This is a genomic window from Pararhizobium antarcticum, assembly GCF_001885585.1.
GTDB classification, from domain to species: Bacteria; Pseudomonadota; Alphaproteobacteria; order Rhizobiales; family Rhizobiaceae; genus Pararhizobium; species Pararhizobium antarcticum.
In genome coordinates, this window is sequence record NZ_LSRP01000136.1 from 1 (window position 1) to 11,398 (window position 11,398).

13 protein-coding genes are annotated in these 11,398 nt (G+C 61.7%); 6 read left to right on the plus strand and 7 right to left on the minus strand.

Annotation, left to right across the window (positions count from 1 at the left end):
- Positions 1–72: 72 nt before the first annotated feature.
- Complete coding sequence (locus AX760_RS23625; protein WP_071835478.1) at positions 73–471, plus strand: RcnB family protein; 399 nt, start codon at positions 73–75, stop codon at positions 469–471.
- A gap of 72 nt (positions 472–543) precedes the next feature.
- On the opposite strand, the gene AX760_RS23630 is transcribed toward AX760_RS23625, so the two are convergent.
- Both AX760_RS23630 and znuA read right to left on the minus strand, forming a co-directional pair.
- Positions 544–2,460 carry an O-linked N-acetylglucosamine transferase, SPINDLY family protein gene (locus tag AX760_RS23630; protein ID WP_071835466.1) on the minus strand — a complete coding sequence of 639 codons (1,917 nt, stop codon included), beginning with the start codon at positions 2,458–2,460 and terminating at the stop codon, positions 544–546.
- Positions 2,461–2,662: 202 nt separating this feature from the next.
- Entirely contained in the window at positions 2,663–3,643 is a 981-nt protein-coding gene (gene znuA / locus AX760_RS23635) for a zinc ABC transporter substrate-binding protein ZnuA (protein ID WP_071835467.1), read from the minus strand.
- A gap of 110 nt (positions 3,644–3,753) precedes the next feature.
- On the opposite strand from znuA, the gene znuC reads away from it, so the two are divergent.
- The 3 genes from znuC to AX760_RS23650 are packed head-to-tail and all read left to right on the plus strand — an operon-like array spanning position 3,754 to position 5,949.
- On the plus strand, positions 3,754–4,722 hold the full coding sequence (znuC, locus tag AX760_RS23640) for a zinc ABC transporter ATP-binding protein ZnuC (RefSeq protein ID WP_071835468.1): 969 nt from the start codon (positions 3,754–3,756) through the stop codon (positions 4,720–4,722).
- A complete protein-coding gene (gene znuB, locus AX760_RS23645) occupies positions 4,715–5,545 on the plus strand; it encodes a zinc ABC transporter permease subunit ZnuB (RefSeq protein WP_071835469.1) in 831 nt (276 codons plus the stop codon). The genes znuC and znuB overlap by 8 nt, the downstream gene beginning before the upstream one ends.
- Complete coding sequence (locus tag AX760_RS23650; protein ID WP_071835470.1) at positions 5,545–5,949, plus strand: Fur family transcriptional regulator; 405 nt, start codon at positions 5,545–5,547, stop codon at positions 5,947–5,949. Before znuB ends, AX760_RS23650 begins: the two co-directional genes overlap by 1 nt.
- A gap of 72 nt (positions 5,950–6,021) precedes the next feature.
- Here AX760_RS23650 and AX760_RS23655 read toward each other — a convergent pair whose 3' ends face one another.
- The 3 genes from AX760_RS23655 to AX760_RS23665 form a co-directional block, all read right to left on the minus strand.
- Positions 6,022–6,552 (minus strand): gamma carbonic anhydrase family protein, encoded by a 531-nt coding sequence (locus AX760_RS23655; RefSeq protein WP_071835471.1) that lies wholly within the window; start codon positions 6,550–6,552, stop codon positions 6,022–6,024.
- A 14-nt stretch (positions 6,553–6,566) separates the two neighbouring features.
- Positions 6,567–7,253: a fumarylacetoacetate hydrolase family protein gene (locus AX760_RS23660; RefSeq protein ID WP_071835472.1), complete on the minus strand. Its 687-nt coding sequence runs from the start codon at positions 7,251–7,253 to the stop codon at positions 6,567–6,569.
- Positions 7,254–7,346: 93 nt separating this feature from the next.
- Positions 7,347–7,550: a hypothetical protein gene (locus tag AX760_RS23665; RefSeq protein WP_071835473.1), complete on the minus strand. Its 204-nt coding sequence runs from the start codon at positions 7,548–7,550 to the stop codon at positions 7,347–7,349.
- A gap of 251 nt (positions 7,551–7,801) precedes the next feature.
- Between AX760_RS23665 and dusA the strand changes: the two genes are divergently transcribed.
- Positions 7,802–8,902 (plus strand): tRNA dihydrouridine(20/20a) synthase DusA, encoded by a 1,101-nt coding sequence (gene dusA / locus AX760_RS23670; RefSeq protein ID WP_071835474.1) that lies wholly within the window; start codon positions 7,802–7,804, stop codon positions 8,900–8,902.
- 186 nt (positions 8,903–9,088) lie between these two features.
- Here dusA and AX760_RS23675 read toward each other — a convergent pair whose 3' ends face one another.
- Positions 9,089–9,301, minus strand: a complete 213-nt coding sequence (locus AX760_RS23675) for a cold-shock protein (protein WP_071835475.1) — start codon at positions 9,299–9,301, stop codon at positions 9,089–9,091.
- A gap of 548 nt (positions 9,302–9,849) precedes the next feature.
- On the opposite strand from AX760_RS23675, the gene AX760_RS23680 reads away from it, so the two are divergent.
- Positions 9,850–10,434 (plus strand): J domain-containing protein, encoded by a 585-nt coding sequence (locus AX760_RS23680; RefSeq protein ID WP_071835476.1) that lies wholly within the window; start codon positions 9,850–9,852, stop codon positions 10,432–10,434.
- A 32-nt stretch (positions 10,435–10,466) separates the two neighbouring features.
- On the opposite strand, the gene AX760_RS23685 is transcribed toward AX760_RS23680, so the two are convergent.
- Entirely contained in the window at positions 10,467–10,892 is a 426-nt protein-coding gene (locus AX760_RS23685) for a hypothetical protein (protein ID WP_071835477.1), read from the minus strand.
- Between the last annotated feature and the right edge of the window lie 506 nt (positions 10,893–11,398).

Consider the following 11,398-nt stretch of genomic DNA (forward strand, 5'->3'; position numbering starts at 1 on the left):
AATCTGACGTTTCAGTTTCCATTCATCTTTGCGGCTCTATTTTCGGGCCGTGTCAAACGAAAGGAAATACCCATGAAACGTCTGTTCATTGCGCTGGTCGCCAGTTCCTTCCTCTCGGCGCCGATGGCCATGGCCCAGCCGTTGCCGGCCGGAAGCTATGAGGTCGCGCAGGCCAGTCACCGCGACGTCGAGAAGCGTGTCTACAAACAGGGCAACAAGCGGATTGTTGAAAAGCGCGTCTACAGGCAGGGCAACAAGAAGATCGTTGAAAAGCGTGTCGTCGTGAAGAAGCGCTGGGCGCGCGGCCACAAGCTGTCGCCGGCAGAGCGCCGCCGGATCGCCCGGATCAATGACTATCGCAGCTACAAGCTGCGGGCTCCGCCGCGTGGCCAGCAATGGGTCAGGGTCGACAACGACTTCCTGCTGATCTCTGCGGCGACCGGCGTCATTGTCGGCCTGGCGTCGCGCTAATCCCAAGTGGCGAAGGCGGGTGATTCTGCCGCCTTCGCCATCTCACGCTGCAGCGGCCTCGGGACAAATTCATTAGCGAAACGGCACGGTCCGTACCGGCATGGCCGGCACATCGAAATGCTCGGGCGGCAGGCCCGCCCTGGCCCGTTCCGCCATCAAACCATAGGCCTTTTCCAAATGTCGGCAGAAGCGCTCGGCATCAAACAGTGGAGCCCGGAAGCGATTGTCGCTGATGGTTTTCCTGAGTGCAGCAATGCGGCTTGGATCGTTCGCAAGCTCTACCGCCATCTTAACGAAGTCGGCCGGTGTTTCTGCGACGAGTTCGGACAGGCCGATGGCATTCAAAAGGCTCTCCGAAACCCTGGAGGCGAAGTTCGTTCCCCGCGCGGTCAGCACCGGCAGTCCGGCCCAGAGCTTGTCGGATGTCGTCGTGTGACCATTGTAGGGAAATGTATCGAGGCCGAAGTCGGCGGCCTGAAGGCGGGCGATATGGTCGGTATAGGCCGTTTTCGGCGCGAAGAGGATCCGGTCCGCCGAAACGCCGCGCGCCGCCATGGCACTGCGAAAATTCGCCTTCTGCAGGTCACCATCGAGCATTAGCCAGAGGATTGTCCTGTCGGCATCCCGCAGGATCGCTGCCCAGAGATCAAGCGTCACGCGTGATATCTTGCGGGCCGCGTTGAAGGCGGCCAAAATGATGCGATCCTCGGGCAGCCCGAGTTCCGCGCGGCTGGCGGCTGCGGGAAAGGCCCGGTAGACAGGATCGTTCGGCTGGTAGCTTTCCGGCAGGCGGCAGAATTTTTCGTGGTAATGCGGTTTGGAACTGTTCGGCAGAACGATGTGATCGCCGATCACATAATCCAAATCGATGTTGACGGTGCTTCCCGGAAAGCCGAGCCAGGCGACCTGGACCGGCGCGACCATCTGGGTGAGAATGTTTGTGCGCGCACCGCCGGTGTGCCCCTTGAGATCGACGAGAATGTCGATACCGCGGGCGCGGATCGCTGATGCGGCCTGCGGGTCGGAGAGATTGAGGACGGAAACGATCGGTTGCCATTTCTGCCGGTTTCCACCATCGAACCCGATGAAGCGTTCCGGCGTATAGCAATAGAGCGTTACGTCGAAGCGGTCCCGGTCATGGGCTTCCAGAACGCTCTGGAACAGGCGCATGGTGGCGTGGTCGTCCCAGAGATCGCTGGAGAGGTAGCCGATCCGGATTTTCTCCGCCCAGACATGCGGCCGGGTCCGCCTCTGACGCGACTGGCTGGGGGATGGTTTGACCAGGAGATCAAGATTGTTGGTCGCCAGCCGATTGAGCCGCTCGTCGCCGCAGTGCAACAGGTTGGAATAGCCGGTTTCACCTTCGATCATGGACAGATCGCCGCGTGCCTGCGCGCTCGACAGCCTTGATTCGAGGCCAGCCAGGGCCTCGTAATCGCAGAAGTCCCGGGCGACGGCCATGTATTTGAACTGGGTATAGGGGTCGTCGGGCTGAAGGGCTGCGAGCTTGCGAAACAAGGTGAGCCCGGCCGGATCGCGTTCCTCCTCGACAAACAGTTCGCCCGCCAGCATCAGATGGTCGCGGTTGTCGCTTGAAACGAGCGTGTGTTTCACACGGTTGACCAATGCGGTTTCGCCAGTGCGCCGAAACGAACGCGCCAGAACAAAGGCAAGCGCCGGATCGTCGGGCAGGGTTTTCAGAAGACCCATGCCGATGAGTTGCGCGTGTTCGTCATCGCCGGCCTGGAAATAAAGGTCTGCCGCACGTAGCAGATGGCGCGATGATTCGAGCGGTGCGCAACCCGCAGCCTGCTGGAACGCTTCAGCCGCATCGGCAAGAAGACCAAGCTTTTCGAGTGTTTCACCCAAAAGAACGAGAGGTTCGGGGGCTTGGGTTTGACCGATGAGATCGTTCAGGATCGTCAGGGCCGCGATGTAGTCGCCCTGCGCGTAAGCCGCACGTGCCGCCGTGAATGCCTCTCCGTTCATACTGCCCGTTCCCTCGACGCTGACGCTGATTCCAGTCGGGTATCGTGCCCGACTTGACTTGTGCGGGGCAGAGCTTGTGCGGGGCAGGGGCGAGGGTTGGCATTGGGCATGCAGCAGATCTGCGCCCGGGGAGAGCGTGTGGTGCCCCTGTGGAATGGCGGATACGGATCCGTCTTTCCCTGTTTGGGCCGTTTCGGATCGATCAGGCTTTGGACGACAGGCAGGCCTTCAGAGAGGCGCCCATATTTTCCATCAGCTTGAAGTAGAGGTCGGGGCCCGGTTCGATTGTCGCGCCCTCTGGGTCGAGCGTGCCGGATTTCGCAGGGGTGCCTTCCAGCACGACCGTGACCAGCTTCGGCTCGAACTGAGGCTCGGCAAACACGCAGGTGGCGCCAAGTTCGCCGATCTTCTTGTGGATCTGCGAGATACGCTCGGCGCCGGGCATGGATTCCGGGCTGACGGTGATCGATCCGGCCACGGTCACGCCGTAGCGCTTCTCAAAATACTGATAGGCATCATGAAAGGCGATAAAGGGCTTGTCCTTGATCGGCGCGACGGTCTCGACCAATGTCTTGTCGAGCGCATCGAGGCGCGCGTCAAGATTGGCAAGATTGGTCTTGTAGGTGGCGGCATTGGCAGGGTCGATCTCTGCCAGCGTCTTTTCGATCTCGGCAGCCATGGCCTTGGCGTTGTGCGGATCGAGCCAGAGATGCATGTCGACCTCACCCTCGTCGTGGTGATGTTCATGGGCGGCATCATGCGCCGTGTCATGGCTGTCGGCGCCGCCGGATTCGTGTTCATCGCCATCGTCGTGGGCCTCGAAGGCGCCACCTTCCCGAAACTTCAGCTTTTCCAGTCCCGGTGCGTCCTCGAGTTCGACGATCCTCGCGCCGGTTCCAAGCGATTCCAGCGGCTTTTCGAGGAAGGCTTCCAGGCCGTGGCCGAGCCAGAAGACGACGGCCGCATCCTGCAGCGCTGCAGCATTGGATGGTTTCATGCTATAGGTATGCGGCGAGGCCGAACCCTCGACGATCAAAGCGGGCTCTCCAACCCCTTGCATGATCGATGCGACAAGCGAATGGATCGGCTTGATCGACACCACGACGTCAGGCCCTTTTGCCTGCGTTGCGCCGGCACTCAGGGCAAGCACAGAGGCGAGAAGCAGCGCTTTTTTCGTCAACATAAGAAAATCTCCCGATCTTGTTTCTGGAGTGTAATGTTATTACATCAATTGCGTAATGCTATAACGTGTGTCATAGCCACTGGCAACACCAGAAAGCGGATAATTTTTTGATGCTTAAATTTCGATCGTCCGATCAGCCCCCCCTCGTTTCGCTCGTCAATGCCGGTGTGCGACGCAATGGACGCTGGCTCGTGCGCGGGGTCGAATTCTCTGTCAGCCGCGGCGAAATTGTCACGCTCATCGGCCCCAATGGCTCCGGCAAGTCGACGACGGCGAAGGCGGCCATCGGCGTTCTGAAGCCGGACGAGGGCAGTGTTGCGCGCACGGCCGGGCTCAAGGTTGGTTACGTGCCGCAGAAACTGTCGATCGACTGGACGCTGCCGTTGACCGTGGAGCGGTTGATGACGCTGACGGGGCCGCTGAAAGGCCGCGAGATCGAGGAGGCGCTGGCCGCAACGGGCATTTCCCATCTTGCCCGTGCCGAAGTCCAGCACCTGTCGGGCGGCGAATTCCAGCGCGCGCTTCTGGCCCGGGCCCTGGCCCGCAGGCCGGATCTGCTGGTGCTCGACGAACCGGTGCAGGGCGTCGATTTCAGTGGCGAGATTGCGCTCTACGATCTTATCAAGTCGATCCGCAACAGCACCGGCTGCGGCATCCTTCTGATTTCCCACGACCTGCATGTGGTCATGGCCGAGACCGATACGGTGATCTGTCTGAACGGCCATGTCTGCTGCCGCGGCACGCCGCAAATGGTCAGCCAGAGCCCGGAATACGTCAAATTGTTCGGCAGTCGCGCAGCCCAGTCGCTTGCCATCTACAGCCATCATCACGACCACACCCATTTGCCTGATGGTCGCGTGCAGCACGAGGATGGCAGTGTCACCGAACATTGCCACCCCGGCGACGGCCATCACCATTCAGACCGGCACCATTCGGGCCAGCATCACGGCGCCCACGACCATGTCGATGACGAGGATCACGGTCATTCGCACGGGGCGGATTGCGACTGCGGACATCATGCGCGCCTGCAGGGCTTTGATGCGAAGAGTTCGGATGGCAAGGAGAAGAGCCGTGTTTGACGATTTCTTCACCCGTGCCCTCATTGCCGGAATCGGCCTTGCGATCACCGTTGGTCCGCTTGGCTGTTTCGTCATCTGGCGGCGCATGGCCTATTTTGGCGATACCATGGCCCATTCCGCTTTGCTGGGCGTGGCCCTCTCGCTGCTGTTCGAACTCAATCTGATGCTCAGCGTTTTCATCGTCGCAGCGGCCGTTTCGCTGCTGCTGCTGTTGTTGCAGCGGCGCGGCGCGCTGTCGACCGATGCGCTGCTCGGTATCCTGTCCCATTCGGCCCTGTCGATCGGCCTCGTCATGGTCGCCTTCATGACCTGGGTGCGCATCGATCTGGTCGGTTTCCTGTTCGGCGATATTCTGGCGGTGTCGGAAGCGGACATCGATCTGGTCTGGGGTGGCGGCATTCTCGTGCTGTTTGCCATCGTTTATCTCTGGCGGCCCTTGCTCGCCTCCACCGTCAATCCGGAACTGGCCGAGGCCGAGGGCTTGCAGCCGGAGCGGGCCAAGCTCTATTTCATGCTGCTGATGGCGCTGGTCATCGCAATTGCCATGAAGATCGTCGGCATTCTTCTGATCACATCGCTCCTGATCATCCCGGCGGCAACCGCGCGTCGGTTTGCAACCTCGCCGGAGATCATGGCCGTTCTGGCATCGCTGATCGGCGCGCTCGCCGTTACGGGCGGGCTTTTCGGCTCGCTGCACTGGGATACGCCATCCGGACCGTCTATCGTTGTTGCGGCGCTCGGACTGTTCGTCTTGAGCCTCTTGCCCTTTGGCCGTCGGTCGCGGGTCGCGGTCGAGCAATCGTCGCAGGGAGGACACCGCTGATGGTTACGCCTATTCTCACCAAGAACCAGTCGCTGGTGCTCGATGCGCTGGCCCATGCCGAAGCGCCGCTCAGCGCCTACACCATTCTCGACAAACTGCGCGACCACGGCTTCCGCGCGCCGCTGCAGGTTTACCGGGCGCTGGAGAAGTTGCAGGAATTCGGGCTGGTGCATCGTCTCGAAAGCCTCAACGCCTTCGTTGCCTGCGCTTGCCGCGAGGACCATGACCACACCCACCACCACCATGGCGTGACCATGTTCGCGATCTGCGAAGGGTGCGGGCAGGTCACGGAATTCCATGATACCGGCATGGAGGAGCGGCTGGCGCTGCTGGTCAAGAAACAGCATTTCAAGACCGAGAAGACGACGATTGAAATTCGCGGACACTGCCAGAACTGCGTATGACGATTCCGGCCGCCGATAGACCCGTTTCACCGTTCCACCCCGCACATCGGACCGGTGGCCGCGCCTGCGCGATCAGTCGATCCGCGACAGGCCGGACGAAAACTGCCGCCAGTTCGCGACATAATGGTTGGCCGAGGCTTTCAATCCTGCGACGGCCTTGTCGTCAAGCAGGCGGATGGCACGGGCCGGCGCGCCAACAATCAGGGAATTGTCCGGAAACACCTTGCCTTCGGTCACCAGCGCATTGGCGCCAACCAGGCAGTTCTTGCCGATCACGGCACCGTTCAGGATCGTCGCTCCCATCCCAATCAGCGTGTTGTCGCCGATCGTGCAGCCGTGCACGATGGCCCGGTGACCGATGGTGCAACCCTGGCCGATGGAGACGGGATAGCCCGGATCGACATGGATGACGGCGCCTTCCTGGATGTTGCTGCCGGCGCCGATGCGGATGGGTTCGTTGTCGGCGCGCAACACGGCACCGAACCAGACACCAACCTCGTCACCCAGCGTCACCCGGCCAATGACATGCGCGTCCGGGGCGATCCAGTAGCGGCCGTCTTCCGGCATTTGCGGTACATCGGCACCAAGGGCGTAAAGCGGCATGGATGAGCCTCGCTTCAGAGAACGGAGACGGAGAGCGTTGCGACGCCGTCGATGCCGCAGGTGACGGTATCGCCGCGCAGAACAGGACCGACGCCGGACGGCGTTCCGCTCATGATCATATCGCCGGGCGCAAGCGTAAACAGTCGCGACAGTTCCGCGATGATTTCAGGCACTTTCCAGATCATCTGATTGAGATCGCCCTGCTGCTTTCGCTGGCCATTGACCGTCAGCCAGATATTGCCCTCGACGGGGTGGCCGATAGTTTCGGCCGGGAGGATCGGCGAACACGGAGCGGACATTTCGAAAGCCTTGGCGGCGGCCCAGGGCCTGCCGGAGGCCTTGGCTTCGGCCTGCAGGTCGCGTCGCGTGAAATCGATGCCGACAGCATAACCATAGACGCATTCCAGCGCATTGCCGGCCGCAATGTCGCTACCGCCGGCTTTCAGCGCGATCACCAGTTCAACCTCGTGATGCACATCGCCGGACAGGGGCGGATAGGGGAAACCGCGATCGGGAACGTAAAGATTGTCCGGATTCTTCTGGAAGAAAAACGGCGGCTCGCGATCGGGATCGTGGCCCATCTCTATGGCATGGGCAGCATAGTTGCGGCCGACGCAATAGACGCGGTGCACGGGGAAAAGACCCTCCAAGCCGACGACCGGCAGCAGGACGGGATGGAACTGGGGAATGACAGTGTTCATAAATGTGCGTCGCTCGTCTTCCGCTTCAGAAGCGTTCAGGCTAGCACCCTTTCAAGGCCGGGGAAACCAAACGACGTGGCCTTCACGTGCGTGTCAGCTGCAGGCATAGGCCTGGAGCTGGGAGCGATTGATGAAGTGGCCGTCGGCGCGGGTATCGATATCCGGATGGGTATATTCCAGGCTCGGCACATCCGGCAGTTCCAGCGCCTGACGTACCGTCATGATGCCGACATCCCGACGATCGCTACCACGGTTCACGCTGACTTCGACAATGCGGTACAGATTTTTCTCTGCCATTTTTTCACTCCCTCTTTCAACGTGTTCTTCTATCTGTGCAGTTGACACTCCGAACTTGGTTTTTGTGAGGCACCTCCCTATTAACATGCCAGAGATAAATGAATCGCAACAGTAAAATCTGTGCAATTGCCTCGTTTTGTGTCGATATGATACGATGCGGTGCAGCAATCCAGGCTATTGCCAGATGATTTTTTCGCAAATGCGGTATAAAGCACAGTAGATCCTTTCCCTGACCAGAGTTTGATGCGTTGATGACAGAGATAAATTCCGCTCCGATGATACCCCGTTCCTTCAGGACACCCGTCTTTGCGGTTGCGCCGATGATCGACTGGACGGATCGGCACTACCGGTTCCTTGCCCGGCAGCTTTCCGCCCACGCGCTGCTCTATACCGAGATGATCGTTGCCGAGGCGATCCTGCGGGGGGATCGCGCGCGCTTGCTGGGCTTTGCGCCCGTCGAACAGCCGGTGGCGCTGCAGCTGGGAGGCAGCGATCCGCGCAAGATGGCGGAGGCCGCCCGGATCGGCGCCGATTTCGGCTATTCCGAGATCAACATGAATGTCGGCTGCCCGTCGGACCGGGTGCAGTCCGGCACGTTCGGCGCCTGCCTGATGCGCGACCCGCAGCTTGTGGCGGACTGCGTCGCCGCGATGAAGGCGGCGGTCAACATCCCCGTCACCGTCAAGTGCCGGCTCGGCGTCGATGACCAGGCCCCGGAACTGGCTTTGCGCGACCTTGTCGCGCGCATCACGGCGGCCGGCGCGGACGCCGTCTGGGTGCATGCCCGCAAGGCCTGGCTGCAGGGGCTGTCACCGAAGGAAAACCGCGATATCCCGCCCCTGGACTACGGTCTGGTGCATCGTCTCAAAAGCGAATACCCCCATGTTTTCATCGGCATCAACGGCGGCCTTGCAACTTTGAATCAGGCCGTTGACGAACTCAATCAGGACCCGGCACTGGACGGCGTCATGCTGGGCCGCGCCGCCTATCATGATAGCGCCATGCTGACGGCCGTGGATGGATTTTTTCCGCATCCGCTGACGGGGGCGGCAGCGACCGGCCATGATCCGTCCGATTTCACCGCCGGCGGGCATCGCCGGTCGCTGGATTTCTGGGCCGGGGTGCGCGACGCGATGATGGGGCATGCGGCCGGGCATATCGCCGCCGGCGGGCGCCTTATCCATGTGACGCGCCACATGGTCGGCCTGTTCCAGGGCTGGCCGGGGGCGCGGCGCTTCCGCCAGATCCTTTCGGCCGATGCGACGAAACCGGGTGCCGGCCCGGACGTGATCGCCGCCGCCTTCGAGGCGGTCTTTGCTGCGGCGGCCGACGCAAGGCAGGCGGCGGAGTAGGGGAGGAAGCAGGAATTAGGCAGTGGGAATTAGGCAGTAGACAAGCAGGCCGGGGTGGATTTGTTATGCCTACTGCCTACTGCCTACTGCCTACTGCCTACTGCCTACTTCCACCTGCACCGCAGAACGAAAAAACGGCACCCTTGCGAGGTGCCGTTCGAAACTGGAAGCATCAAGGCGTTCGGATCAGGAAGCCTGGATGTTGACGGCCTTCGGGCCCTTGCCCATCCGGTCCGGCTCGGTGTCGAAGGTGACCTGCTGGCCGTCCTTCAGGGTCTGGAGACCAGCGGCCTGCAGCGCGGAGATGTGCACGAACACGTCCTTGGCGCCGCCGTCCGGCGTGATGAAACCAAAACCCTTGTCCTGGTTGAAGAATTTTACGATGCCCTTGGTGGCCATGGGAGAAGTCCTTTGTTCCCTTAGTAGAGTTGTCTTCACCCCTGCCAGGGTGGAGACGTTTTTCTTTCCGTTTGTCTTGTCGCACGGAAAGCCAGTCGAGAAGTCACGATAACGGGGAAAGAACGTCTACAGTGCCGTTTTTATCGACACGCCCGGATTACCTCCAGGACCATACAGCCAGTCCAGTCTCCGGGATTGAAAACGCCCGAACCCGGAAATATTTGCAGCAAATTATCGAAATTGCAAGTGTCTTCTCTTTCCCGTTTCGAGACAGTCAAACCGCCCTTTTCCGCCCCCCTTTCCAGCCTCCGCGCCTGACCTTCGCCGCGATCCTCGCCATGGTCGCGGCAGGGGAAAACGAAGGGCTGCCGCCAAGTCTCCACAATTTCGTCCCGGATGCGTCGGAACATGGGGGGACGCGTGCCGCTTCGGGGTTGATGCGGCGCGGCCAAGCGGGTAGGCCCCTTGGATGGTTGCGAGGGGCCGGCCAGGGTTTTTCGCACGGAGACGACAGGTTTGATGACGCAGGACAAGAGACAGGTGGCGATGTGATCGATCCCTATGTGATGCTCGGCGTGGAGCGGCAGGCCGATGCCGAGGCCATCAAGGCGGCCTATCGCAAGGCGGCCAAGAGCAGCCATCCCGATACCGGCGGCGACGTCGCGCAGTTTTCGCGGCTGCAGGCCTGCTACGAGCTGTTGAAGGACCCGGTGCGGCGCAAGGTCTATGACAGCACTGGCTATGACCCGCAGCTGGCCGATCCCATCGATCTCAAGGGCATTCTGATGCTGGAAACGCTGGTCTCGGACTTCATCCTCGACGAGCGCGAGCCCGGCAGCTTCGATCCGGTCGCCGCCATGCGCCGCAAACTCTCCGACGACATCGTCAAGAGCCGCTTCCACATTCTCGAACTCGAGCGCCACCGGGCGCGCGTGCGCCAGCACATCGACCGGCTCGGCCGGCGTCCGGCCGCCGATATCTTGGGGTCGATGCTGCGCACCCGCTCGCAATCGATCGCCGACGCCATCCGCAATGCCGAGATCCAGATCGAGGCGATCGAACAGGCGTATACGCTGCTCGAGGGCTATGCCTACGAGCTGGAGGCACTGCCGGAGGTCAAGGCGGCGGAATAGCCGGCGAATGGGCGACCGGCGGCCGACCGGCATCAATAGGACCGCCGTGGCGCTGCGATGGCGGCCGTGAGCGAAAGCGCCGGGCGGCCGCGCTTTCCTGTGGTGTATGCGTACCAGAAGGGCAGCGCCTGGTGCAGCCAGTGACCGCGTGGCTGGGCGCGGCGGACGATGTCGGCGACGAGCATCAGGAACGGATCGTCGGCATATTGCACATAGCAGGTGGTCAGGGCGGATGGTGCGCCGTCAAAACCCGCGGCGACAGTCAGGATCCGCTTGAAGAAGGCCTTTTCGTCGGCTCCAAGCTGCGCCAGGCAGTCCGGCCCGGCTGGCGTGACGGACCGGCAGCGGGCGCTGCGGCGGCAGACCGCATGGCGGCAGGCATCGCCGGGCAGGCCGAACATTTCAACGGTGCGCTGGCGAAGGATGATCAGGCGTTCTTGCGGGTCGCGGGCAGGCATGGTCTTTCTCCGGGCTGTTGGATGCGGTGGCTTGGGGACTAGGTGGGCGGCGACCGGCATGGCGCATAGCGACGCCGTCGCGCGACCGGCCGGCCCGCGGTTTGACTGTGGTCTTTGTCCTTGCCCGCTTTGGGCCCGCCTTTGGCCCGCTTTGGGCCGGCTTTTGGCCGGGTTTCGGACGGGGCGCTCGCAAGAGCCTCGGTGTGGTGTGGGTGTGTGGCTCTCGCCAGCGCCCCGTTCGGCGGTTTTTGCCCGCGCACTCATTCCGCTACGGCCTGCTCATGTGCATGTCGTTGCCCAGAAACCGCGATACACTTTCTGGCGACATGCAGCAGACCCTCAGTGCATCGCACGCCCGCAGCAGCATCAGCCTGCGGAGGGGAATTTTCGCACGAACCCCTGACTTGAGGACTTCCGTCTTTTCCCCAACCCCGGCGCCGGCCCCGCCTCGCTGCCACGGCTGGCAGTGTATCCGCGGCGGGACGGGGAGGAGTATGGCATGGGGG

Bases quoted from the DNA above. Each gene is read 5' to 3' on its own strand.
- dusA (WP_071835474.1), top strand. From the start codon at position 7,802: ATGACAGAGATAAATTCCGCTCCGATGATACCCCGTTCCTTCAGGACA.
- AX760_RS23665 (WP_071835473.1), bottom strand. From the start codon at position 7,550: ATGGCAGAGAAAAATCTGTACCGCATTGTCGAAGTCAGCGTGAACCGT.
- AX760_RS23625 (WP_071835478.1), top strand. From the start codon at position 73: ATGAAACGTCTGTTCATTGCGCTGGTCGCCAGTTCCTTCCTCTCGGCG.
- AX760_RS23655 (WP_071835471.1), bottom strand. From the start codon at position 6,552: ATGCCGCTTTACGCCCTTGGTGCCGATGTACCGCAAATGCCGGAAGAC.
- znuC (WP_071835468.1), top strand. From the start codon at position 3,754: ATGCTTAAATTTCGATCGTCCGATCAGCCCCCCCTCGTTTCGCTCGTC.
- AX760_RS23675 (WP_071835475.1), bottom strand. From the start codon at position 9,301: ATGGCCACCAAGGGCATCGTAAAATTCTTCAACCAGGACAAGGGTTTT.
- AX760_RS23660 (WP_071835472.1), bottom strand. From the start codon at position 7,253: ATGAACACTGTCATTCCCCAGTTCCATCCCGTCCTGCTGCCGGTCGTC.
- AX760_RS23650 (WP_071835470.1), top strand. From the start codon at position 5,545: ATGGTTACGCCTATTCTCACCAAGAACCAGTCGCTGGTGCTCGATGCG.
- AX760_RS23630 (WP_071835466.1), bottom strand. From the start codon at position 2,460: ATGAACGGAGAGGCATTCACGGCGGCACGTGCGGCTTACGCGCAGGGC.
- znuA (WP_071835467.1), bottom strand. From the start codon at position 3,643: ATGTTGACGAAAAAAGCGCTGCTTCTCGCCTCTGTGCTTGCCCTGAGT.
- AX760_RS23685 (WP_071835477.1), bottom strand. From the start codon at position 10,892: ATGCCTGCCCGCGACCCGCAAGAACGCCTGATCATCCTTCGCCAGCGC.